The 23,464-nt window shown below is 47.7% G+C and carries 23 protein-coding genes and 1 tRNA gene; 18 read left to right on the plus strand and 6 right to left on the minus strand.

Annotation, left to right across the window (positions count from 1 at the left end; translation table 11 throughout):
• Positions 1 to 173: 173 nt before the first annotated feature.
• Together BUA14_RS14145 and BUA14_RS14150 are read right to left on the minus strand one after the other, a co-directional pair.
• Positions 174 to 2,825 carry a cation-translocating P-type ATPase gene (locus tag BUA14_RS14145; RefSeq protein ID WP_072773181.1) on the minus strand — a complete coding sequence of 884 codons (2,652 nt, stop codon included), beginning with the start codon at positions 2,823 to 2,825 and terminating at the stop codon, positions 174 to 176.
• Between the two features lie 35 nt (positions 2,826 to 2,860).
• Positions 2,861 to 4,027, minus strand: a complete 1,167-nt coding sequence (locus BUA14_RS14150) for a cation diffusion facilitator family transporter (RefSeq protein WP_072773182.1) — start codon at positions 4,025 to 4,027, stop codon at positions 2,861 to 2,863.
• A 205-nt stretch (positions 4,028 to 4,232) separates the two neighbouring features.
• Between BUA14_RS14150 and BUA14_RS14155 the strand changes: the two genes are divergently transcribed.
• Positions 4,233 to 5,132: a DUF2156 domain-containing protein gene (locus tag BUA14_RS14155; protein ID WP_072773183.1), complete on the plus strand. Its 900-nt coding sequence runs from the start codon at positions 4,233 to 4,235 to the stop codon at positions 5,130 to 5,132.
• A 41-nt stretch (positions 5,133 to 5,173) separates the two neighbouring features.
• Complete coding sequence (locus BUA14_RS14160; protein WP_072773184.1) at positions 5,174 to 6,103, plus strand: GNAT family N-acetyltransferase; 930 nt, start codon at positions 5,174 to 5,176, stop codon at positions 6,101 to 6,103.
• A gap of 124 nt (positions 6,104 to 6,227) precedes the next feature.
• Here BUA14_RS14160 and BUA14_RS14165 read toward each other — a convergent pair whose 3' ends face one another.
• The gene (locus BUA14_RS14165; RefSeq protein ID WP_427846692.1) at positions 6,228 to 7,181 is read right to left on the minus strand and encodes an Rpn family recombination-promoting nuclease/putative transposase; all 954 of its coding nucleotides are present in this window, start codon (positions 7,179 to 7,181) and stop codon (positions 6,228 to 6,230) included.
• A 282-nt stretch (positions 7,182 to 7,463) separates the two neighbouring features.
• Here BUA14_RS14165 and BUA14_RS14170 point away from each other — a divergent pair, with 282 nt between their 5' ends.
• A complete protein-coding gene (locus BUA14_RS14170; RefSeq protein ID WP_072773185.1) occupies positions 7,464 to 8,321 on the plus strand; it encodes a DegV family protein in 858 nt (285 codons plus the stop codon).
• Here BUA14_RS14170 and BUA14_RS14175 read toward each other — a convergent pair.
• Positions 8,297 to 9,202, minus strand: a complete 906-nt coding sequence (locus BUA14_RS14175) for a class I SAM-dependent methyltransferase (protein WP_072773186.1) — start codon at positions 9,200 to 9,202, stop codon at positions 8,297 to 8,299. The two genes, BUA14_RS14170 and BUA14_RS14175, sit on opposite strands and share 25 nt — an antisense overlap.
• Before the next feature lie 93 nt (positions 9,203 to 9,295).
• Here BUA14_RS14175 and BUA14_RS14180 point away from each other — a divergent pair, with 93 nt between their 5' ends.
• The 3 genes from BUA14_RS14180 to mscL are packed head-to-tail and all read left to right on the plus strand — an operon-like array spanning position 9,296 to position 11,998.
• Positions 9,296 to 9,907, plus strand: coding sequence for a glycerol-3-phosphate acyltransferase (locus BUA14_RS14180; protein ID WP_178371693.1), 612 nt, complete (start codon positions 9,296 to 9,298; stop codon positions 9,905 to 9,907).
• Positions 9,907 to 11,532, plus strand: a complete 1,626-nt coding sequence (locus BUA14_RS14185; protein WP_072773188.1) for an aminotransferase class V-fold PLP-dependent enzyme — start codon at positions 9,907 to 9,909, stop codon at positions 11,530 to 11,532. Before BUA14_RS14180 ends, BUA14_RS14185 begins: the two co-directional genes overlap by 1 nt.
• A 13-nt stretch (positions 11,533 to 11,545) precedes the next feature.
• Positions 11,546 to 11,998: a large conductance mechanosensitive channel protein MscL gene (gene mscL / locus BUA14_RS14190; RefSeq protein ID WP_072773189.1), complete on the plus strand. Its 453-nt coding sequence runs from the start codon at positions 11,546 to 11,548 to the stop codon at positions 11,996 to 11,998.
• 498 nt (positions 11,999 to 12,496) lie between these two features.
• Here the strand turns inward: mscL and BUA14_RS14200 are convergent, their stop codons facing one another.
• Positions 12,497 to 13,405 carry an RluA family pseudouridine synthase gene (locus tag BUA14_RS14200; RefSeq protein ID WP_072773190.1) on the minus strand — a complete coding sequence of 303 codons (909 nt, stop codon included), beginning with the start codon at positions 13,403 to 13,405 and terminating at the stop codon, positions 12,497 to 12,499.
• 145 nt (positions 13,406 to 13,550) lie between these two features.
• Between BUA14_RS14200 and BUA14_RS14205 the strand changes: the two genes are divergently transcribed.
• From BUA14_RS14205 to BUA14_RS14270, 12 genes are all read left to right on the plus strand, one after another.
• Positions 13,551 to 14,663 (plus strand): aminopeptidase, encoded by a 1,113-nt coding sequence (locus BUA14_RS14205; RefSeq protein WP_072773191.1) that lies wholly within the window; start codon positions 13,551 to 13,553, stop codon positions 14,661 to 14,663.
• Positions 14,664 to 14,694: 31 nt separating this feature from the next.
• The gene (locus BUA14_RS14210) at positions 14,695 to 15,576 is read left to right on the plus strand and encodes a diacylglycerol/lipid kinase family protein (protein WP_072773192.1); all 882 of its coding nucleotides are present in this window, start codon (positions 14,695 to 14,697) and stop codon (positions 15,574 to 15,576) included.
• A 40-nt stretch (positions 15,577 to 15,616) separates the two neighbouring features.
• Positions 15,617 to 17,212 carry a tRNA nucleotidyltransferase/poly(A) polymerase-related protein gene (locus BUA14_RS14215; protein ID WP_084078647.1) on the plus strand — a complete coding sequence of 532 codons (1,596 nt, stop codon included), beginning with the start codon at positions 15,617 to 15,619 and terminating at the stop codon, positions 17,210 to 17,212.
• Between the two features lie 5 nt (positions 17,213 to 17,217).
• Complete coding sequence (locus tag BUA14_RS14220) at positions 17,218 to 17,868, plus strand: flavin reductase (RefSeq protein ID WP_072773219.1); 651 nt, start codon at positions 17,218 to 17,220, stop codon at positions 17,866 to 17,868.
• 29 nt (positions 17,869 to 17,897) lie between these two features.
• Positions 17,898 to 18,257, plus strand: a complete 360-nt coding sequence (locus tag BUA14_RS14225; protein WP_072773194.1) for a DUF5412 domain-containing protein — start codon at positions 17,898 to 17,900, stop codon at positions 18,255 to 18,257.
• Between the two features lie 152 nt (positions 18,258 to 18,409).
• Positions 18,410 to 19,504 carry a tRNA epoxyqueuosine(34) reductase QueG gene (queG, locus tag BUA14_RS14230; protein ID WP_178371697.1) on the plus strand — a complete coding sequence of 365 codons (1,095 nt, stop codon included), beginning with the start codon at positions 18,410 to 18,412 and terminating at the stop codon, positions 19,502 to 19,504.
• 219 nt (positions 19,505 to 19,723) lie between these two features.
• Positions 19,724 to 20,425, plus strand: a complete 702-nt coding sequence (locus BUA14_RS14240) for a hypothetical protein (protein ID WP_072773197.1) — start codon at positions 19,724 to 19,726, stop codon at positions 20,423 to 20,425.
• A gap of 183 nt (positions 20,426 to 20,608) precedes the next feature.
• Complete coding sequence (locus tag BUA14_RS14245) at positions 20,609 to 21,235, plus strand: C39 family peptidase (RefSeq protein ID WP_072773198.1); 627 nt, start codon at positions 20,609 to 20,611, stop codon at positions 21,233 to 21,235.
• Between the two features lie 272 nt (positions 21,236 to 21,507).
• Entirely contained in the window at positions 21,508 to 21,759 is a 252-nt protein-coding gene (locus tag BUA14_RS27240; RefSeq protein ID WP_282433367.1) for a DUF3102 domain-containing protein, read from the plus strand.
• Positions 21,718 to 21,793, plus strand: a tRNA-Ala gene (locus BUA14_RS14255). Before BUA14_RS27240 ends, BUA14_RS14255 begins: the two co-directional genes overlap by 42 nt.
• A 324-nt stretch (positions 21,794 to 22,117) precedes the next feature.
• Complete coding sequence (locus BUA14_RS14265) at positions 22,118 to 22,627, plus strand: DinB family protein (protein ID WP_178371694.1); 510 nt, start codon at positions 22,118 to 22,120, stop codon at positions 22,625 to 22,627.
• A gap of 34 nt (positions 22,628 to 22,661) precedes the next feature.
• On the plus strand, positions 22,662 to 23,123 hold the full coding sequence (locus BUA14_RS14270) for a DMP19 family protein (protein WP_242954659.1): 462 nt from the start codon (positions 22,662 to 22,664) through the stop codon (positions 23,121 to 23,123).
• 107 nt (positions 23,124 to 23,230) lie between these two features.
• Here BUA14_RS14270 and BUA14_RS14275 read toward each other — a convergent pair.
• Positions 23,231 to 23,464 (minus strand): ATP-binding protein (locus BUA14_RS14275; protein WP_178371695.1); only part of this gene is annotated, 234 nt, incomplete at its 5' end.

The following is a 23,464-nucleotide window of genomic DNA, read 5'->3' on the forward strand; positions in this document are numbered from 1 at the left end:
AAGCAGTGATTCTACGGTAAACAATGGCAAAAATTATAGTGATAAGAAGGAGCCGCCCAGCACAAGATAATTCTTTTCTTGTACTGGGCGGCTCTGTGGCTTATAGCGCTTTGATTTTTTACATAGTGTGCTGCGAGACAAAGAAGTGGAGAAAGAGCCGGCGTAGTGTCGGCTTACTGCTTTCTGCGCAAAAAGATTTTATAGATCTCCTTAAGAATGAGGGGGGTAATGGCTAAGCTGAGGACAATGCTCCAATCTCTTAAAGAGAGCATCTGGAGTTTAAAGGCATCGGAGAGGAAGGGGACGGAGATCACCATCAGCTGCAGCAGCAGGCCGACGATAATCGCCGCAATCAGGTAGCGGTTGGAGAAGAGGCCCACAGCAAAAATGGATTTGGTGGCATGTCGCATGGACAGGGAATAGAAGAGCTGAGAAGCCGCCAGGACCACAAAGGCCATGGTGCGGGCATAGGTGAGGATATCAGCGGGGATATCCGTCGATCCTAAAGTATAGCCGTATTCACGAAGTCCTATGTAGAAGGCTACCAGGGTTAAAGCCCCGATCAAAATTCCGCCGATGACGGCTCTGATGCCTGAACCGTGGGCAAAGAAGCTTTCTTTGGGGTTGCGGGGTTTTTGCCGCATGACTTCTTTATCACCGGGATCTACACCCAGAGCAATGGCCGGCAGGGTATCGGTGATTAAGTTAATCCACAAAAGCTGGGTGGCGAGCAGGGGAACGGGCCAGAAAAAGAGGACGGAGAAGAAAATGGCGATGATCTCCCCCAGGTTGCAGGAGAGGAGGAAAATCACCGATTTCTTGATATTGTTATAGATATTGCGGCCTTCCTCGATGGCATGGACGATAGTGGTGAAGTTATCATCGGTTAAGATCATATCGGCGGCGCCTTTGGAGACATCCGTGCCGGTGATCCCCATAGCCACTCCGATATCGGCGTTTTTCAAGGAAGGAGCATCGTTGACCCCATCCCCGGTCATGGAGACGATATTGCCATGGGATTTGAAGGCTTTGACGATTTTGACCTTATGCTCCGGGGATACCCGGGCAAAGACCCGCAAGCTGCCGATGCGCTGGGAAAATTCTTCGTCGGACAATTGATCGATCTCAGCGCCGGTCATGCTTTGCTCGATGGACTCAGCGATGCCTAATTCTTTGGCGATGGCCACGGCGGTGTTTTTATGGTCTCCGGTAATCATGACCGGTGTGATCCCGGCCAGCTTGGCATCCCGGATGGAATCCCTGACTTCCAGGCGGGGAGGATCGATCATGCCCACCATGCCGATGAGGGTCAGATCCTGCTCCATCTCCTGGGGGCTGATCACTCTGTCCACATCTTTGTAAGCGGCCCCCAGCACCCGCAGAGCAGCGTCGGACATTTCGTCAGCCACACGGAGATACTCCTGCTTCATCTCTTCCGTAAGGGGGACTACTTTTCCGTCAACTAAGGCGGTGGTTGAGAGCTTGAGAAGATTGTCAATCGCTCCTTTGGTATGGACCCGGTAGCCTGTGTTCTCTTCATTGAGGGTGGACATGAGTTTGCGGTCGGAATCGAAGGGATTTTCTCCTACCCGCTTATATTCGGCATGCAAGGTTTTTCTCCCCAGGTTAAAGCGCTCCCCTAAGACCACCAGGGCAATCTCCGTAGGATCGCCTGTGCCCTGGCCCTGTTCATAAGTAGCATCTGAGCAAAGGACAAAGGTCTTCATCAGCTCTTTGGCATGAATCGTGGCGTCAAAATCTGAGCCCTCCCGGGGCACCTCTTGTAAATTATTCAGTGTGTAATACTTGACCACTGTCATTTGGTTTTGAGTCAGGGTTCCGGTTTTATCCGAACAGATGATATTGACAGAGCCCAGAGTTTCCACAGCAGGCAGTTTTTTGACAATGGCATTGATTTTGGACATCCGGGTCACCCCCAGAGCCAGGACAATGGCAACAATAGCGGGAAGACCCTCGGGGATGGCAGCCACAGCTAAGCTGATGGCAGTCAGGAACATTTCAAAGAGGTCCCGTTTCTGGAAAAAGGAGATCACAAAGATGAGGACACAGATGCCGATGGCCAGATAGCCCAAGACCTTCCCTAACTCTTCCATTCTCTTCTGCAGGGGGGTCATCTCATCGATCTCTTCATCAAGAATCTTGGCGATTTTCCCGATCTCTGTTTCCATGGCGGTGCCCACCACCACACCTTCACCCCGGCCATAAGTAGCTAAAGTGGACATAAAGGCCATATTCACTTGATCGCCAAGGGGAGTTTTAGGGTCCTGAAGGACTTCCTGAGCGACTTTTTCCGTAGGAACGGATTCACCGGTGAGAGCCGACTCTTCAATTTGGAGATTGGCACTCTCGATGAGGCGCAGATCGGCTGGGATAAAGCGGCCGGCATCGATGAGGACAATATCTCCGGGCACCAGTTCCTCCGATTGGATTTCCAGGACCTCGCCGTTCCGGCGGACCAGTGTTTTAGGTGTAGTCATTTGCTGCAAGGCTTCGATAGCTTTTTCGGCTTTGAATTCCTGGAAAACGCCAATGGCGGCGTTGAGGACGACCACCAGGAGAATGATAATGGAGTCCACATATTCCCCGATAAAGAGGGTGATCAAAGCAGCACCGATCAGGACATAAATCAGCATATCTTTTAATTGGGCAAAGAACAAGGCGATTAAACTTTTCTTGGGTTTTCCTTTAAGCTTATTGGTTCCGTATTGCTCCAAGCGGGCTTGGACTTCCTGACTGCTGAGCCCGGTAACAGGGTTTACATTGAGCTCTTTAAGCGTTTCCTCCTGAGATTTGGCAAACCACATAGTTGAATCACGCTCCAATTTAATCTGTATAATGTCTAAACCAAGGTTGTAACTGAGTTGACAATAACATTGAGTTGGGGATCTTTTTCCTTTAGTTTATGAATAATATCCTTGCGGATAGTATCGGCGTCAGGGATCTGGGGAGAGGGGACGGATAATTCAAAGATGACATTCATACAGCGATAGCCTATGGTCATACGGATATTATGCGCGACAAAGGAGTTGTTTACTTCCTCCACGGCGGATTTAACGATCTCCTCCATACTTTTAATTTTTTCTTTGTCAGTGGTAATAGGGTCGATATGAATGACAATATTGATGTTCAGTTCTTCGGAGATGCGCTTTTCCAAGTCATCAATAATCAAATGGGCGTCGACAATGTTTACCGTATCCTGAATCTCGGCGTGAATGGAGGCGATGGTGCGGCCGGGGCCGTAATCGTGAACTTTTAAATCGTGAGTGCCGATAATATACATTCCTTCATTGACAAAGCCTTTGACCTGATTGCACAATTCGGGGTTAGGGGAGGAGCCCAATAAGATATTGACTGTTTCCTTGGCCACATTATATCCTGTATAAAGGATGAAAAGGGAGATGAGAAGACCAACATATCCGTCAATGGCAAGATCAAAAGTGTGACCAATCAATGTGGAGAGGATGACGGCACTGGTGGCTAAAGCATCGTTGAGGCTGTCATAAGCAGTGGCTTTATTGATTCCCGAATTAATGATATTCCCGATATAACGGTTATAGAAATACATCCAGATTTTTAAAAGTACAGAAAAAAGCAGGATAACTAAAGAAATCCAGCTGAAAATGACCGCTTCCGGGTGCAGGATCTTAGTGAAGGAATTTTTGAGAAGTTCGATGCCGACCATAAAGATAATAAACGAGACGACCAGGGAAGAGATGTACTCGATCCGGCCGTGACCAAAGGGGTGTTCTATATCCGGCGGCCGGTTGCTCATTTTGGCCGCGATGATGGCGATGACGGAGGAGCCGCAGTCGGAGAGGTTATTAAAAGCGTCGGAAATAACAGCAATACTGTTCATAAAAAGGCCCAGCAAAAGCTTAAGTATAAATAAAATCAGGTTGCAGATGATACCTAATGCTCCCGCCAGAACTCCATACCGCTCGCGAACCCGCTTATCTGAGATGTTTTCATGGTGGGGAATAAAGCGGTGAATGATAAATTTGATCAATGGTTTACCCCTTCCTAAGCGGATACTTCAATGAATAGCATCCCAAAGATTTGTCACTTTGATTCGAAGAAAAAATAAGGTATTATAATAGAAGTGCTCTAAGGAGAGCAGGGAGGATTCTAGACATTGGTAAGTTATTCCTATAATATAATAATATCATGCCTAGGACAATTACAAAAATAGCAGAACATAAGGTGGATAGAATATGATTGACTTTAAAAAGATAGAGATGAGAGATAAAGAGTGGGTAAAATCTCTGCTGGAAGCGGCGGATCTTAGTGGTTGTCATCAAAATTTTACGAATTTATTTTCATGGTCGGGGACGTATCACTACCAGGTGGCTCAAGTGCAGGATTATCTTGTGATCAAAGGACGGCTGGCAGAGACCTCTTATTATTTTTATCCGGCAGGCACCGGTGATGTGCAGCCGGTTCTGGAAGCAATGAAAAAAGATGCCCAGGAAAATGGGCATGAATTTATCGTACTGGGAATTTCCCCGGAAAATATGGCGACTTTGAAGGAATTGTATCCTGAGCATTTTGAATATGAAGAAATGCGGGATAGCTTTGATTATGTCTATCTGGCGGAGAAGCTGGCTACGCTGGCCGGGAGAAAGCTGCAGGCCAAGCGAAACCATATCAATCGTTTCGAGGCCAATCATACCTGGGCTTTCGAGCTGCTCACTCCGGAAAACCTGGCTGAATGTTGGGAAATGAATTTGGAATGGTGCCGGAGGAATGACTGTAAAGATGATGAGCAGCTAAGGGCTGAATACTGTGCTGTAAAACGGGATTTTGATTACTTCACAGACCTGGAGCTGGAAGGTGGGTTACTGCGCGCGGATGGCAAGATCGTGGCCTTTACCATGGGAGAACGGCTCAATTCCGATACTTATGTGGTCCATGTGGAGAAAGCCTTTGGGGAGATTCAAGGAGCTTACCAAATGATTAACCGGGAATTTGTGAGATGGATCAGGGAGACCTATCCGGATATGATCTATGTGAACCGGGAAGAGGACATGGGGTATGAGGGGTTGCGCAAAGCAAAATTATCCTATCATCCTGATAAAATGGAAGAGAAGTTCCTGGCCCGGTATTTTGCTTAGGCAGTTCCCTGCGGTTTGACTTTAAAAATAAGGAGACAGCTATGAAAGAAATGCGGCCGGCTCTTTGGTCCGATATGGAGCGACTGAAAGCTATCTGGAAGCTTTGCTTTGGGGATGGGGATTCTTTTATTGATTTTTATTTTGCCCGGCGTTTCCATCCGGAACAGGTTGCTGTCTATCTTGTCGATCAGGTTATTACGGCGATGCTGACTATGATTCCGATCCAATATGTGGACGGCCCCGAAGGGCAGAAGACCAGGCAAGGCGCTATGCTTTATGCCATTGCCACCCATCCGGATTTTCAGCGCCGGGGGATGGCCTCGGAGCTGATGGAGTGGGCCCGGTCTTATCTGGGAAGCCGGCAGGCAGAGTTATGTGTTCTGGTACCGGCTGAAGAGAAGCTGTTCGGCTTTTATGAGCGGCAAGGGTACCAGGCAGAATTTACCCTCCGTGAAGCGGTACTGAACCGCGATGAGATTCGGGTTATGGGTGAGCCCCCCTATACTAAGATGGAGGAAACACCGGACTTTGCGGTTGCGGCTGCCCTTCCTCAAACGTATAACAGCATCCGCAATCAGCTTCTCCGCGGAACTCCTTATATCGCCTATGGGGAAGAAGAGGTTGCCTATCAAAAGCAGGTTTCCCGGCTTTCCGGGGCAGACCTTTATGAGCTAAGCAGCGGGGGAGTTCAGGGGTGCGCGGCGGTGGAATGTTTGACTGAGGATAAGGTTTTGGTTAAGGAGCTTTTAGTTCCAGAGACGCTTATTGCTCAGGGATTGAAGGCCTTGGCCCAAACCATCCCGGCTCAGGAATTCATCATCCGGACACCTGCCCCTTGGGGTCAGGAGATGGGAGGTCAAATCCGCTCCTTTGGCATGCTGAAAAGAACAAGTTGCCGGGAATGGGGAGCCGTTGCTCCTGACGATGGAGTATGGGGAAAAACAGCATATCTTGGGCTTGCATTCGACTGAATCAGCCCTGCCCTAGCAGCAGGGTTTTCTTCTGAAATTAAAGAAAAAGAACAGGATTGTGATTAACCACAATTTCTGTTCTTTTGGCTTTTAAGGGAGGATTTAGAGTTGCTTGGTTTGAGGATTAATCTTTTAAGCCTGATATCTCTTCCTCAGACAATCCTGTCGCTTCGGCAATCTTGGTTATTTCAACGCCCAGAACCAAGAGCTTTTTCGCCACTTCAGCTTTGCCTTCAGCTCTACCCTCAGCTTTACCTTCTGCCTTGCCTTCTGCTATTCCCTTTGCTCTGCCTTCCTCTATTCCTTTTGCCATCCCTTCCTCAAGGGCTTCCTGCAGCCGGAGCTCGGCCTCGCGGATGGCAGCCTTCTCATCCAGGATGGCCTTGCGTCTATCAAAGTAAGCTTCTCGGATGCGCGGATCCTCGCTGGTTTCCTCCCAGGCGTTCATGGCCTGATACAGTACGGGATCTTTCATGGCAATCTCCTCCAATATCTGCAAGATTTCCTGATTATCCGCTCCTTCCAGGAGCAACAGCCAGCGGACCAATTCATTTTCCCAGAGACTGATTTCTCGTCTTCGCCACTTAACCAGCAGCTTGGGCAGCTCTATGAAGTGTATTTCCATAACATCGGTCAGCTGAAATTTTTCTTCATCTTCATGAAGATGAAATACATTGTGGTAGTTTAGAGTCTGCTTCAAGTAATTAAAATCTAATATATTGATGGACACCGTTTTGGTCAATTCCTTATAAGCCATGCCTTCTCTGATCTGACGGGAGTACATCTGGGCCCAATAGTAAAGGGAACGCTTTTCCATGTCATATTGGTTGCTTAATTGAATTTCAATATTGATCTGCATCCCTTGGCTGGTTATGGCTCGAACATCCAGGATGGATTTTTTATCCTCTGGGTATTCTTTGTTCAACTCCGGATTTATAATCGTGATTTCTTCGATCCGGCGTTCTTGGGGCAGCTTGAGGGCGGCATTGAGAAAGGCAATAAGGATGGCTTCGTTGCCCTCCTTGCCGAAAATAAGTTTGAAGGCGTAATCAATTTTCAGACTGATGAACTCTTTCAAACTTTCACCTGCCTCTCTTACCAAAAACCCTATGGCGTGTGTTACCCATATTATACCATGAAGAAGTGAACACAAAAAGGTTATATAAATGATTTGGGTCAAGGTATTTTCCCGCCTCACCAAGGGCGAAGTCGTTGGTTGCCCTTATGGATAAGGAGTACATAAGGCAAGTTTATATTCCCGGATAGTGAAATTAAGCCCGCTTTAGCAGCGGGCTTAATTCCCTTTTAGCTTCTTTTATTGTAAAATTGAAAGTAATTATTAAAAAAAGGAGATGAACAAATGGCTGTCCGTGTGTTAACCGATAGCACAAGCTACATAGATGATGAAGCAAGACAAGAATTGGAGATAAGACGGGTGTCTTTGAATGTCTCTTTTGGTGATCAATCACTGCGGGAAAGCGACTTAGTTAATGAAGAGTTTTACAAGATGATGGAAGCCAAGGGGATACCGACCTCTTCCCAGCCTTCCATCGGTGAATTTTATCAGGAGATGGAAAAGGTGGTCTCGGCAGGTGAAAGCTTGTGCGGGATTTTCCTATCCTCCGATATGAGCGGGACCTTTTCCACCGCTCAATTAGCGAAAGAGATGGTTCTGGAGAACTATCCCGATGCCCAGATCGAGATCATTGATTCCCGCTCCAATTCTATGCAATTAGGATTTGCCGTGATGCAGGGAGCCCGGGCTGCCCAAGCCAGGAAGAGCCTCGCTGAGGTCAAAGAGGTTGTGTTGCAGACGATTATGCGCAGCCGTTTTTTGTTTATACCGGATAATCTGGACTATTTGAAAAAGGGCGGCCGGATCGGCGGAGCCGGTGCCTTAATCGGTAATCTGTTTAAAATTATTCCCATTCTCACGGTGGAAGAGGGTAAGGTTTTGGTTCTGACCAAGGTGCGGCATAAGGAGAAAGCCGTGTTGGCCATGATTGATAAGATGCTTGAGGACATCGGCGCCTATGGGTTAGGGGAGATTGCGGTTCACCATATTAATTGCCTCGATGAAGCCCAGGCCTTGGTGAAGAAAATTAAGGATAAGGTCACTGCCAATATTAAGGTGATGCCCATCGGTCCGGTGATCGGGCTTCATGTCGGCCCCGGCGCTATTGGGATCGTTTATTATACAGAACATGATTTGCGCTGAAAAAAGTTGCCCTTAAAGATGGTTTTGAATTTATTCACACACCTCTCTTTAAAGGTCGGCGGCTTAGGCGGTTCCGGGGGTGTGGGCTTGCGGCCGCTGACCAGGCCGAAGCCGAAATACCCTTTATAGTATTTCATAAAATTGGCATTTTGCTGCAAGCGTCTGTAGAGGCCCGGTTGGCTGGAGACCTTTTGCACCAGATCTTTAACCAGCATCCAGTCATTTTTTAGTTCGTTTAAGACGAGGTTGCTGTTGGTGTTCTGCAAGGCCTGGGGATTTTTGATTTCTACGTCCACAAACCCCGCTGCGGTCAAGGTTTTGTTCCACTCCTCAAAAGACAGGGGATCAGTGCCTTGGCCATAGCAGGACTCCATCTGAGAGCGAAGCTGGGGGGGCAGCTCATAGAGCAAAGCCATCTCCAGATCGGCAATCCGGCCTTCAGGTTTTAAGACGCGAAAGAACTCTTGATAGACTTTGCCTTTATCTAAGAAGACTGTGATCGATTCGCACATGATCCAATCAAAATGATCATCGGGAAAGGGCAGGCGGTTGACATCGGCTACCCGGAATTCCACCAGATGAGCTACTCCTTCGTGCTCGGCTCTCTGCCGGGCTTTTTCGATCATTTGGGAATTGATATCGACACCGATAATTTTGCAGCCCTTGTTTTTGGCCAAATAGCAGGCGGTAAGACCACTGCCGCAGCCTGCGTCAAGAATGAAATCCCCGGAGTTAACATCCATAACTTCCAGGTTTTTGATGGTGGCGGGAAATCCTCCCGGATGGGAGCTCCCAATGCCCAGCCAGGCTAAGAGCTCAAAGTAATTCATGGTTTCAATGGATTTGTTTTTTTCTATCGTATCAAGTTGAACAGCTTCCATGCTACCCTTCCTTTCTCTTAGCAGAATAATAAACCGCCAAGGATATGGCAAGATATTCCATACATATGGTAGTATATTCCTAGAGGGGAAGAAATGAAGCTTGCATCAAAGGAGGCTGGAATGATCGATCTGTTCATGATCTTGGGTGCTTATCTCCTGGGAGGTATGAGCACCGGGTACTATCTTGTCAAACTCTGGCGCCAGGAAGATGTTCGCAACCAGGGGTCCGGGGCAACGGGGGCTACCAATACGGGAAGAGTTCTGGGCAAGAAGGGATTTTTGCTTACCTTAATGGGTGATGCCCTCAAGGGAGCCTTGGTGCCGGCCTTGTCCATGCTCCTCAACCTATCGCTGACTACCCTTATTCTTTGTTTGATCGCAGGTGTGGCCGGGCATATCTGGCCCTTGCAGCTGGGCCTGCGCGGGGGGAAGGGAGTCGCACCGGCACTGGGCGGAATTCTGGTCGTCGATCCCATGCTGGCTTCGGCTGCGGCAGGGGTGTTCCTGTTTGCTTTCGCTTTGACCCGCCAATTTACTTTAAGCGGTCTGGCGGCGATTCTGGGCATCCCTATTCTGTCCTTGATCATGGCGAGACCGATTGAGCAGTCGGCAGGTTTGGCTGTTCTGGCTATCCTCATACTCTTGGCTCACCGGAAGAATATCCGGGCAATGCTGAGTAATAAATCATCGCAAAGGAGAAGGTAATGGCAAGAACGGATTTAATCTTTAAAATTGCCACTGATGAAGAGGAATTTGAACAAATCCACCGTTTAAACTACCAAACCTTTGTCAAAGAAATTCCTCAACATGAAGTGAACAGTCAGGAAAGGCTGGTTGATCCATTCCACTGGGAAAACACCTATTGCATTGGTCTGCGCCAGGGGAAGCTGATCGGGATGTTGGCCTGCCGGGACAAACGCCCTTTTTCCATCGATCGGAAATTGGCGGATTTAGATGCCTATCTGCCTCCCTATAGCTCAATCTGCGAAATTCGGCTCTTGGCCGTAGAGAAGGAGGTGCGGGGGACGCGGGTGCTGCTGGGGCTGATGAGCCTGCTTTTTGAGCATTGTCAGAAAAAGGGTTATGATCTGGCCGTGATCTCTGGTACAGTAAGGCAGTTGAAACTATATAATCACTTGGGCTTTAAGCCTTTTGGCCCTCTGGTCGGGACAGCGGCGGCTGCTTATCAGCCCATGTACATGACACGGGAGCAGATGAGCCAAAAGCTTATCGAATTGTTTAAGGCTTTTCAAAGCAAAGATGACCGCAGAGGCGGTGTGAATTTTCTCCCCGGTCCGGTCAGGCTTCGTCGGGAGGTACAAGAGGCTTGGCAGCGTCCGCCCCGTTCTCACCGGTCGGAGGAGTTCCTGGCCGTAATGGCCCGGCTCAAAAAGCAGCTGGCCCAATGGCTAAAGGTTCACTATGTTCAGATCCTGCTGGGATCAGGGACTTTGGCCAATGATGTGGTGGGGGCTTATCTCCGCACGGCCCTGGGGCGGAAAAAAGGCCTGGTTCTCAGCAACGGTGAGTTCGGGAACCGTTTGCTGGATCAGGCACGGCGGGCAGGTCTCCATTTTGAGGAATATAGTATTCCTTGGGGAAAAGGGTTCGATTATGAAGACATTGAAAAACAGCTGAGCAAGGGGGAGGGTTCGCTGCAGTGGCTCTGGGCGGTTCATCTGGAAACCTCCACCGGAGTGCTCAATGATTTGCCAAGACTGAAGGACCTCTGTCACCGCCATCACATTCCCCTGGCTGTGGATTGCGTGAGCTCCATCGGTGCGGTACCCGTAGATTTAAGCGGGGTCTATTTAGCCACCGGAGTCAGCGGCAAAGCCCTCTGTTCCTATCCCGGGCTGAGTTTCGTCTTTTATAATCAGGCCCTGGAGGGCGGAAGATTGCCCCGCTATATGGATCTGGAATTATATCAACAGTCGGAGGGGGTTCCTTTTACCCAATCCTCCAACCTCATCTATGCCTTGGAACAAGCTTTGCACTATGCGGCGGAAAGAGAGCTGTGCATCAACCAAGGACAGGGGGAGTGGCTCAGAGCGAAGCTGCAGGAGCTTAGGCTTCAAGTATTAGCCTCACCGGAAGACGCCGCCCCCAATATTCTTACCCTGGTACTGCCCCGGGAAGTGCCATCCCTGGAGTGTGGTGAGCTATTGGAGGAAGAGGGCTATGTTCTCAGCTATCGCAGCGCCTATCTTCTTCAGCGCAACTGGGTCCAAATCTGCTTAATGGGGGAATATGAACCTGAGGAAATTTATGCATTTCCGGAAGTGCTGGCAGAATGTATGAAGAAATGCGGATTAAGAAATGGTAAGTAAGGGAGAATAGAAAATGTGGAAAGAATTTAAAGAATTTGCCATGAAAGGGAATGTCATTGATCTGGCTGTGGGTGTTATTATCGGAGGCGCTTTTGGCAAAATCGTTACCTCTCTAGTCAATGATGTGATTATGCCTTTGGTAGGTCTTCTTTTGGGTCAGATGGATTTTTCCAATGCCTTTATTACTCTGGGAAAGGGCGATTTTGCTACCATTGCCGAGGCTCAGGCTGCTAAGGTCCCTACCTTGAATTATGGATTATTCATTAATAATATCGTGGATTTTCTGATCATCGCTTTTACTATTTTCATCGTTATTAAACAGATTAACCGGTTTAACAGAAAGAAGGAAGTTAAGGAAGCGGTGGTGGAGGAAAAGACCACCAAGCCCTGTCCCTATTGTTATGTGGAAATCCATAAGGAAGCGACGCGGTGCCCGCATTGCACGTCTGTTTTGGAGAGTCCTTGAGAGTGGGTCTCCAGGATTTTGTTTTACATCGGTCGCTCAATAAGCTGCGCGGACAAAACTAACGCGAAAAGCCCGCCGCTCCGTCGGGTGCCCACCCAAATCGCTCCTGCTCAATGGGTGGTTGGAAACGTCCTGTTTCCAACCCGACTCCGCTGCGTGCTTTTCGCGAAGTTTTGTTTCCGCTCGCTTAGATTCGCTCCCTTCCTGTAAAACAAAATCCTTGGGCCGCTTCTTGGGCTCGAGTGGGCAGGGCGTTGTGGGGGCTGTGGGGTAAGTTGTCTTATCCAAGCCGCTTTTTTCGTCTTTACCGACGCCGCTTGGGGCGGCAGGGTCGGCGATAGTTGGCAGGCTTTGGAAGGTTGGTACTGATCCAATTAATGTCTCGCAAAGAGCCTCAGGCTCTTGGACCTCCCAAGCTTCAGGCTCTAAGCCCCAGCCTTGGAGCTATGGAGTACGTGTTGTGCGTAAAGCTACGCGGCGACCCGGACAAGCAAAGCTCTACCTGCCCCGCTCCAGTTCCCTCAGAAGCTGCTGCAAATCCTCAGGCAGAGGAGCCTGGATGGTGGTGAGTTCACCGGTCAGAGGATGGTTGAACTCATAGATGGAGGAGTGGAGGGCTTGGTGGTTTATTCTTGCCAGATTGCCCCCATAGAGGTCGTCTCCTAAAAGAGGATGCCCCAGATGTTGGCAATGGACCCGAATCTGGTGGGTGCGGCCTGTCTCCAGGATAAATTCCAGCAAAGAGGTGTCTTGGTAACGTTCCAGAACTTTGTAATGAGTGACTGCAGGTAAGCCCTCCGGGGAAATCTGTCTTTGTATAAAGCTGCCCGGGGCAAGGGCAATAGGGGCCTTGATGGTGCCCTGGTCTTCTTTCACCTGGCCTTCTACGATTCCCCGGTAGCATTTGTGAATGCGGCCATGGGCGTGCTGCCAAGCCATCTGCTGGTGGGCGAACTGATTTTTGCCGATCACGACCACTCCTGAGGTGTTGCGGTCGATGCGGTGGATAGGGCGAAAGGGGCGCGCTTCCCCTTTGGCCAGCCAATAGCCGACAACGGCGTTGCCGATGGTTCCCTCAGGATAGCGGGGCGTAGGATGAACGACCTGACCGGCCGGTTTATTGACGGCGATAAAATAGTCGTCTTCGTAAAGGATGTCCAGGGGCAGGTTTTCGCCGGGGATGCTGTTGGTTTCCGGGGGTTGGAGCTGAACGGACAGAGTCTCACCGGCTTTCCCCCGGGTTGTCAAAAAGGTGAATACGCCATTGACCCAGACCCGTTCTCCTTGTTTCAGATGCTGGATTAATTTACGGGAGAAATGGAACCGGCGGTAAAGGATGTCCTGGTATTTCACTCCGTCATCCTGGGGCTGGAGAGTATAGGTCCAAAGATCTTGCTCATGATTCATGCTGCATGATGCTCCTCTATATGTGATCGGTATTTTTAGAAAGGAATTTTCAATAAGACTATAGAATTACATAAATATGCCAAATAAGGTCTGCGGCATAAGATAAACGCGGCACATAAAAAACAAGAGAAAGAAGGCAATATCATTGAAAGATCCACGGATGGAAAAATTAGCACAATCCATTATCAATTACGCTATAGAACTGAAGCCGGAGGAAAAAGTCCTGATTGAAGTCAATGGCTTGGAGATTCCCCTGGCTCAGGCTTTGGTAAAGTATGCTTATGAGGCGGGTGGCTATCCTTTTTTATCTGTTAATAATCATACCCTATTGCGTGAGCTTTTAAAAGGAATGACCGAGGAGCAGGCTCAGGCCATGGCTCGTTGGGATTTAGCCCGTATGAAAGAGATGGATGCTTTTGTGGGGATCAGAGCAGGAGAAAATGCCAATGAGCTCTCAGATGTTCCTGGCGACAAGATGAGCATCTACCAAAAGGAATACCTGAGAACGGTAACGGATCAACGGGTATCTCATACCAAGTGGGTGGTTATGCGTTATCCCAACGCCTCCATGGCCCAACTGGCCAATACCAGCCTGGAAGCCTTTGAAGATTTCTATTTTAACGTCTGCAATTTGGATTATGCCAAAATGTCTCAGGCTATGGAGCCATTGGTACAATTAATGGAGCGGACGGACAAAGTGCGGATCACAGGCCCCGGAACGGATTTGACCTTCTCCATTAAGGGGATGAAAGGGATTAAATGCGATGGCCATATGAATATCCCCGATGGGGAGGTCTATACAGCACCCCTCCGGGAATCTGTGAACGGGCGGATCTCTTACAATACAGCGGCTTTATATCAAGGGTTTACTTATGAAAATATCGTACTGGAGTTTAAGGATGGTAAAATCATCAAAGCTACTGCCAATGATACCCAGCGTATCGAGGAAATTTTCAATACGGATGAAGGAGCCCGTTATATTGGGGAGTTTGCTATTGGGGTCAACCCCTATATCCTCCATCCCATGAAGGATACTCTTTTCGATGAGAAAATCGACGGGAGCTTCCATTTCACTCCGGGAAATTGCTATGATAATTGCTATAATGGCAATAAATCGGCCATCCATTGGGATTTGGTCTGCATTCAGCGGCCGGAGTACGGGGGTGGGGCAATCTATTTTGACGATGTCCTCATCCGCCAGAATGGCCGCTTCGTGATACCCGAACTGCAGGGACTTAACCCGGAAAATCTGAAATAGGGCTACCCGGTTGCCAAAGGAGATATGTTCAATGAATAGGAAGAGGCTTCGTCTCATCTATAATCCTTATGCCGGCCGCCGTCGCTTGATCCAGGAGATGGACACGGCCATCCGCGTGTTTCAGGAGGGAGGGTATGAAGTCACGGTTCACCGGACGGAATCCCCCACAGATATTGAGCACACTTCTTCCCTGAGCACAGATGTGGAACGCTTGGTTATTGCCGGAGGAGACGGCAGTATTCATCAGGCGGTCAATGGGTTGATGAAGATACCTTCCTCCCAGCGCCCGGCTTTGGGCATCCTGCCTGTAGGAACAGCTAACGATTTAGCCTTTGGACTGCGCCTGCCGCAGAAAATTTCCGAAGCCTGCCAAGTGATTGTACAGGGTTCCCCCTTTGCGATGGATCTGGGACAGGTCAATGGGCGTTATTTTGTTAATGTGTTTAGTGCCGGTTTGCTGACCGATGTCTCGCCCAAGGTAGATGTTCATGTCAAAAATCGTTTAGGTCAATTGGCCTATTATTTAAAAGGTATCGAAACCCTGCCCACTTATCGCCCCTTCAAGGTGGAATATGAATGGGAGGGAACCATGATCAGCGAAGAAGCCATGCTTATTTTGGCGGTCAACGGGGTTTCCGTAGGTGGGTTCAGACAATTGATTCCCAAAGCTTCCTTGAATGACGGGAAACTGGATTTTGTCATCATTCGTCATAGCGGCTGGCCGGATACCATGCGTATGCTTCTGCACCTGGTAGGCGGCGGTAAAGTAGGCAGTGATCAAATCCTTCAATTCCAGACTTCGGAACTTAAAGTGTTTACGGAGAGGCCTGTTTTTTCAGATCTGGATGGGGAGTGGGGACCGGAAAGTCCCTGGGAGATCAAGATGGGGCCCAAGCTTACTGTGCTTTGTTAAGGGACCCGCCGGGGTCCCTTTGCACTATCAGAAAAGGGGGATGGATATGGACTTATACCAGGAAGAGCTAATTAAAAAGATATCCGCAATAACCCCCTTTTACATCGTGGGAGGGACCGTCCGGGATCACTTGCTCAACCGCCCCGGCAAGGATGTGGATGGAATCATCCCCATCCCTTTGGTGGAGCTGGAAAAGCATTTGCGGGAGTGGGGCTATCATCCCCTGAAAATAGGGGCAAAGCATCAAACCCTTAGTGTGTTTCAGCAAGGGCAGCGCATGGATATTAACTTCTTTGACGGCGATCTTGAGGCGGATGCTTTAAGAAGGGATTTTACTATCAATGCTGTTTTTCAAGACGCTCGGACAGGAGAATTGATTGATCCTCTTCAAGGAAGAGAGGATCTGGAAAATAAGCTTCTGCGGGCTTGCGGCAATCCCTGGGAGCGATTCAGGGAGGATCCGGTCCGGATTCTCCGCATGGTGCGTTTCAGTGTTCAATACGGGATGGACATCGAGGAGGACACCTTTAGGTCTGCCCAAAGTCTTCTGCCCGAGTTAAAGAACGTGGCCAGTGAGCGGACTTCTGAGGAATTGGGCCGGATCTTAACCTTGGCTGACCCGGCGGCAGGTATCCGTCTGCTGGATGAACTGGGGTATTTGACCCTATATTTGCCGGAGCTGGCCAGGCTGCATGGCTTAGCCCAGAATCGTTACCATACTAAAGATGCCTGGGAGCATACTTTGCAGGTGCTGGCCAATACCCCGCCCCAGCCGATTCTGCGCTTGGCCGGACTGTTTCATGATCTGGGGAAATGGGAAGTGGCCAGTCGGGAGTGCTATGTCTGGGGGAAATGCTGGGCAGAAGATAAAGGCTATTACATCGGTGAGTATCGGATTCTTGGGCGCCAGCTCCATCGCTACCATGGAGACTATGTGGAAGTACATGGAACCCGTCTGGATCATTATCCTCAGGTTATTCAGGTAAAGCGTATTCGCAAAGACCCTTCCTTCCGCAGGGGATTCGAATGGGTGCGGGATGGCAAACGCCATTTTCTTGGCCATGAGAAAGAAAGCGGGCGCCTTACCCGTCAGATTTTAGCCCGTTTTCGCTTGGCCATGGTTTTAGGTAAAGAAGGAGAGGGGGGTGAAAAGGAGCTGCTCTGGCTGATCGAAAATCATATGAGTGGAACCTTGAGCTTTATAGCGGAACTCCGCGGCGAGGGCAGTGCCCTGCAGCTGAACCAGAAGATGAGGCAATTCGTCTGGGAGAAAGGGTGGGATGGCCGCTCCTATCGCTTGGCAAGAGTTGATCAGCTTTTAGAACTGTGGCGGGCTGATTTTTATGGGGGGAAGAAGCGGGAGCCTAAGGAGGAGGAAATCTTTGAGGAGCTTCTGGAAAAGCTTCACCAAACAAATAATGCCGTGCAAAAGCGTCACCAGGAACTGGAGTGGGGTGAATTGGAGAAATTTGCCCAAGAGCATAAGATCAAGGGAAGAGAATGGGGGGATTTTAAAGAGAGCTTAAGGAAGACCCGTGTTGTCAGTATCGATTGGATTCCTCTGACCACGGGATTTCTGGAGAAGGAATATAAACATTTTAAAGGAAGAAATTATGCGAAGAGAGAAAGAGAGTGAAGGGTATGAGTACAAAATGGAGATGTATCGTCTGCGGTTATATTCATGAAGGGGAAGATCCCCCTGAGAGTTGCCCCCTTTGCGGGGCGGGCCCGGATCAATTTGAAAGACTTGAAGAAGCTGAACAACCTGAAATCCGCGTAAGCGGGAATGGGAATCAAGCTGCAGCGGCACCGGCTCTGGATGATGACCAGACTATTATTCAGGCCCTCTACAGTATTTCTTATGGCTTATTTATCATTTCGGCTCATTTTGATGGTTTGGATAATGGACAATGCGCCAATACCTGTTTCCAAATCACCGCCGAACCGCCCCGGATAGCCATCGGCATCAATAAAGATAACTATACCCATGAACTGATCAGCCAAAGCGGCCGCTTCGGGGTGTCTGTTCTGAATCAGCAAGGTCATGATTATGTCCGGCGTTTTGGTTACCGCTCCGGACGGGATGGAAGTAAATTTGAGGATTTACCCGATGTTCACCGGGGTCAATCCGGAGTTCTCCTGCTGGACAATGCTGTGGCCACCTTGGAAGCGGAAGTGATTGGCCAGCTGGATGCCGGGACTCATACCCTGTTCCTGGGAGAAGTCAAACATGCCGAAGTCAGACAAAAGGCTGAACCAATGACCTATGCCTATTTTAGAGCAACCAAGTAAATGCTCTTGGATTATGCGGGGGAGTCAGAATGAAAAATAAAATAATGGCAGTGTCGATAATGTTCATAGCGCTGATGGGGATAGCCGGCTATGGTATCTATTGGGCATTTTTCGACGTACAGCGGATTAATGGGCAGGACATACTAACTGAATTGGCTTCCCCTGACAACACCTATACTGTGACAGCTTATCTAAACAATGGCGGGGCGACAACGGATTATGCTGTGTTATGTACGGTGACCAATAATCAGACAAGCAAATCCAAAAATATCTACTGGAATTCTCCCTGTCAAACTGCCGCTGTCGCCTGGGTGGATGATGTCACGGTAATGATCAATGAAGTTAAGCTTGACGTTCGCCATGATGTTTTTGATTACAGAAGACAATAATGCTTATTTCGGCGCAAGCGCGTGACTCTGTTGGTTTGAGATTTTTCTTGAAATGAAATAGAATAAAGGTATTAAAGAGAGAAGTGAGGACTTTGAATAGATGGATTCAGAGTCCTTTGTTTATTAGTGTGCAGAAGAAAGGGGGGATTTCGGTGGATCAAAAAGAAGGGATACTGTGGAAAGAGCGCCTTAGACACCTGGCTTTGGAGTCGGGCTTTGTAGCGGTGGGATTTACTCATGCCGAACCTGTTGCCGGGTTGTATGAGTTTTTGGCGGAGCGCAGTGCCCAAGGGTATCATACCTCCTTTGAGGAGCAAGAACTGCGTAAAAGGGTGGATCCTAAAGCAATTTGGCCCGCCTGTGAGACCGTGGTGGTTTTGGCGTATCCCCTGGTTTATTCGGCTCCTCCCCAAAAAGGTGAAGGAGTTCTGGCCCGCTCAGCGGTGGGAGAAGATTATCATAGCCAGGTGAAACGGGCTTTGCACCAATTGGTCAGTTCCTTTGGGGAAGCAGGGTGGAGGGGAGAAGCACCTCAAATTCAGGTGGATACAGGTCCCCTCAATGAACGGGCTTTAGCCACCAGGGCCGGGCTGGGCTGGCTGGGGAAAAATCAGCAGTTGATTATTTCCGGGAAGGGTTCTTTTGTGGCTTTAGGGCTGATGCTCCTGGATAAAGCATTACCACCGGATGAACCCCTTGCCGGGCAATGCGGAAAGTGTACACGCTGTATCAGGGCCTGCCCTGCTCAAATCTTAGGAACAAGGCACTTTCAAGCCAACGAATGTCTTTCTTACCTGACTCAAAGCAAAGAACCTCTGACAGAGCGGCAAAGAACAGCCTTAGGCAAGCGGATCTTTGGTTGTGATACTTGCCAGGAAGTCTGTCCTCATAACGGATTAAGATGTGACGAAGAAGGGAAACGGAGTATCCTGAATAAGATTAAAGGGGATCGTCAAGGAGAATTGAGAAAGGCAGGGCAGGAGAGACAGGAGCCTGATATAAGCGGGGAGAAAGCGCTCCGCAGAGGAGTGGACCTCTGGGATACCCTGAACCTGACGAAAAGCCAATTCAATCAACAGTGGAGAGGCACAGCAGCCGGCTGGAGGGGTAAAGGGATCCTGCAAAGGAATGCTTATCTTGCCTTAAAGAATCTCCGGGATCCCCGTCTGCCAAGCTGGGAAGAAGAACGAACCGGGCAGGATATTCCGAAGCTGATTCAACCTTATTATAGTAAGGCGGATAAATAGTAGGCAGTACATGGCGTGCCGGAAGTGAACCAGCGGTGATTATCCGGGCGGCGTGGTGATGCCCTTCAGGTCCACCGGAATTATCTTGAAAGCTGTAACATGAAGTTTAATGTTACAGCTTTCCTTTTTTATGGTAAAATATTCATAATCAAAAGCAAGGGTTTTCGATGGCCCGTATTGTTCTGCGTCTAAACCGATATAAAGCAAAGGGGTGCGCATATGAAACGGTGGATTGCATTCATTATTGTAGTGGCAATAATAGTGACTCTCACTGCCTGGGATAATCAAAGCGAAACAACAGTAAACAGCAATGCTCAACAGAATGAATTGCCCAGCGGTAGAGGAGAAATCGCGGAAGAATTCTCAGCCATTGCTGATTTTAATCACGATGGCATCAAGGAAACGGTAAAAGTGATAGCTTTTGATAATGGACAGTATTTTGAATTGCAGATCGGCAATTCTGAAGATCCTATCCTATGGAAAACGGAGGCTGCTACGGCTCATATGGGCTGGCTTGCCCTTTTTCTATGCCAATGGGATGGGGCAGACTATCTTTTGCGCTATTCCCCTTATATGTCTCAGGGAATGTGCCACTATCGCTACGATTTGTTTTTTCTCGATTCATCCGGCAACGAAGTCATAGTCGACAGTAACGCTGTATATTTTGATATAAATTTTGGCAGCCCGGTTCACCTTTCCTTTAACCCCGCTGAAATTGCTGCCTTTATGCATAAGGTAAACGCTTATCTCGAAAACAGTGTGGTTTTGCTCAATACGGATGGCAATCTGAAGTTTGCAGATGAATCCCATTTGCAGGATACTTTGTGGTGGTTAGATGACGAGGAGGGGTTCACCGACGATAAAACAGCTGACCTTAGTGAGCGTTTAGCAGCCTATAAAAAATACTGTGAAAGCAGATAAGCCGAATACGAAAATGGGAAAAAATTGAGTATAAATCTTTTGGTTATGAAAGATAGGGGGGAAAGCTTGGCTATATGCTGAGCTTTTTGATTTGTTGATTGATCTATCGTTGCTTGGTTGTTCCAATGGCTTGATATTTGTATAATAAGTTAATAATGATTACCTGGGATTGAGGTGAGGCCAATGAAAGTTCCGTTAAGTTATCAAGCGACTGAATACGACTGCGGGCCAACAACGATGATGAATGCCATCAGCTTTCTTTTTGAACGGGAAGAAATACCGCCCGATGTCATTAAATATATTATGCTTTATTGTCTGGATGTCTATAATGACAAGGGAGAGATCGGCAAAAAAGGAACCTCCACCATGGCCATGATGTTTATCAGCAATTGGCTGGGTCAATTCGGCAAGGCTAAAAATTTTCCCATTGAAATCGCTTATCTGACCAAGGAAAATGTTTTTATTGGCCAGACAAGTAAAATCGTTATGGCGCTTCAGCAAGGAGGCGTTGTCGTCGTACGCCTTTATTACGGAGAAGAGCACTATGTCCTTTTGACGGGTATAGATAACGAGAATGAATGGATTTATCTGTTTGATCCATACTATCGTGAACAGCCTTTTGAAGAAGAGGGTATTGAGCTCATTGCCGATGCCCCCATGCAAATGAATCGCAAGGTTCCATTTAGCTATTTTAATCAGGAAAGTTCGGAAATTTATGCGCTGGGACCTAAAGATGCCCGGGAAGCGATTATCTTATACAATAAAATCACGCAAAAAACGGCGGAAAGCACAATAGAGTACTTTATCTGACGACTGGACTGTACCTTTTGGCAGGACTTGAATCCCCGCGATTTAAGTCCTTTTGTTTAGTGCCTGATTTCCGCTTATGTCTGGAAGCGTTCGCCTTGATTTCATTCTAGTCTATTCATTATGCTATTTAATTACCTGGATAATTATATGGGAAATAACCAAGGCAAAGAAAAAAGAATTAAATAATAAATTGACGGAATATAAGCGAAAGAAATAATATTAAGGCAGTTGATATCTTTTTTGGCCCTGACTTTTAAAGCTCAAATGTTGCAGTGCTGCATCATTTGGGGTATATGCAGGGGTTCATCCTCTTTGGGGTCCCGGATGAGGAGTTGGGGCAATTTATGGCAGGCAGCAAGGTGGAAACCATGTCCGCTCGCGAATTGCAGAAATCATTAGCTCTTAAACAACGGTTTGGTGAAGATGGGATCTTGAGTATAAGGCAAAATAGATCTATAATAATGTTCAGTTCTCTAAAATGTGGGGGTGTAGCTCAGCTGGGAGAGCGCTTGCTTCGCATGTAAGAAGTCGTGGGTTCGAGTCCCATCATCTCCACCATATGAAACACAAACCCGAGTTAATCTCGGGTTCTATTTATCTATATGTAAAGTGATAAGGGATTGGAACGGGAGGGCCAGATAACGCTACTTTCGTTAGCATTTCGAATACCGGGTTTAAGGGAGATGGTGATGAGATTGTAGATCAAGTGATTGGCTGTACAGAAGGATTTGCGTTAGTCCTCTCAGGATTAAAGGCCTTGCTTGAGCATAATATTATTTTAAATCTTGTATCAGACCGTTTTCCCGCTCAGAAAATAAAGTAGAAGGCAAATCTAATCACAATTTTTTTATAATGCGCAGGTATAAACAGAGAGGTATAATCATGAAAGAGAATATATTATTTCAGCTGGACATGTGCTGGCAGCTTTATCTTTATCATATGAACGATCTTAAGGAAGCAGAGGCGTTATGGGTATTCAATCCCACGGGACTACAGGTATACAAGCAGGAAGAAGGCTGGTGTATAGATTGGCCTGAAACCGAAAGTTACGAGTCTGGTCCACCCAGCATTGCCTGGACTTTGTGGCATATTATATATTGGTGGAGCACTGCATTGGATTATAATTTTGATAAGGGCACCTTAAAAAAAGAGGATATTCCTTGGCCAGGAAGTGTTGAAAAAGCAAAAGCAACAATAAACTTCCTGCACGATAAATGGGTTTCACATTTAATCGATTTGTCGGACGCAGATTATTTGTCAAAGCAATATGCCAAATGGCCATTATCCGATAGGAACTTTTCAGATACTGCATTATGGTTGAATGGCGAATTAATGAAAAATGCAGCAGAAATAGGTTATGGGCGATTTTTATATAGAACCTGTGCAAAATAGTTTTCATAATATGATTTAATTGAAGGTGATACTCATGAACCAGCAAGAATTCCATATGCTTGATGATGAAAAACTCATATGGATATGTGTCGAACCGATTATTCAAAAAGTACGCGGGAAAGACCCGGCAATAAAGTCGCAGATCATTATGCAGTTGAATAATGGGCAACGAGCATTGTTCCTGTTTCAAGTTCTATATGGTCATGCCAATAATGGGATTCCCCAATTTTTTGCACAGATTTCTTATTTGGCGGATAGGCTGGATATCTGGTCCGCCCTTAAATCAGGAATGAAATATTTCAATGACCTTGAAATGCTGAGCCTCATTGAAAAAATGGAAACCGTTTATGCTTATTATGAGGTAGCGCCACAAAGAGAAGACACGATATTGCAGGATGAACTTGAAAAATTGTACAAGGAAAGAATCCCTTTCACATTAAAGCGGATTGGCTCATTGATCCGAAATAATCCGGCAGAATTTACGGTGTCTTTTTGACCTAACTTCTTATGAAAAATAAGGAATAGTATAGTAGTGTCAATCAAAAAGTTTACCACCGTGACAGCCAAAAAATTGACCACCCTCCAGGCGGTTACTTCAGTTAATTAATCGTTAATTTTGTTTCCCTTGCTCTGCTTAAACCGGTAGGATTCACCTATGAACGGAATAACATGGGCATGATGGGTTATCCGATCCAGTAAAGCTACGGTTAGTGCATTGTCGCCAAATACCTCCCCCCAACGGCCAAATTCCAGGTTTGTGGTTATGATCAGGCTGCCACGTTCATAGCGTTCTGAGCAGAACTGGAAAAGCAAAGGACTGCCCGCGCCCAGATTAAT

The sequence above is a fragment of the Desulfitobacterium chlororespirans DSM 11544 genome (genome assembly GCF_900143285.1).
Lineage (GTDB): Bacteria > Bacillota > Desulfitobacteriia > Desulfitobacteriales > Desulfitobacteriaceae > Desulfitobacterium > Desulfitobacterium chlororespirans.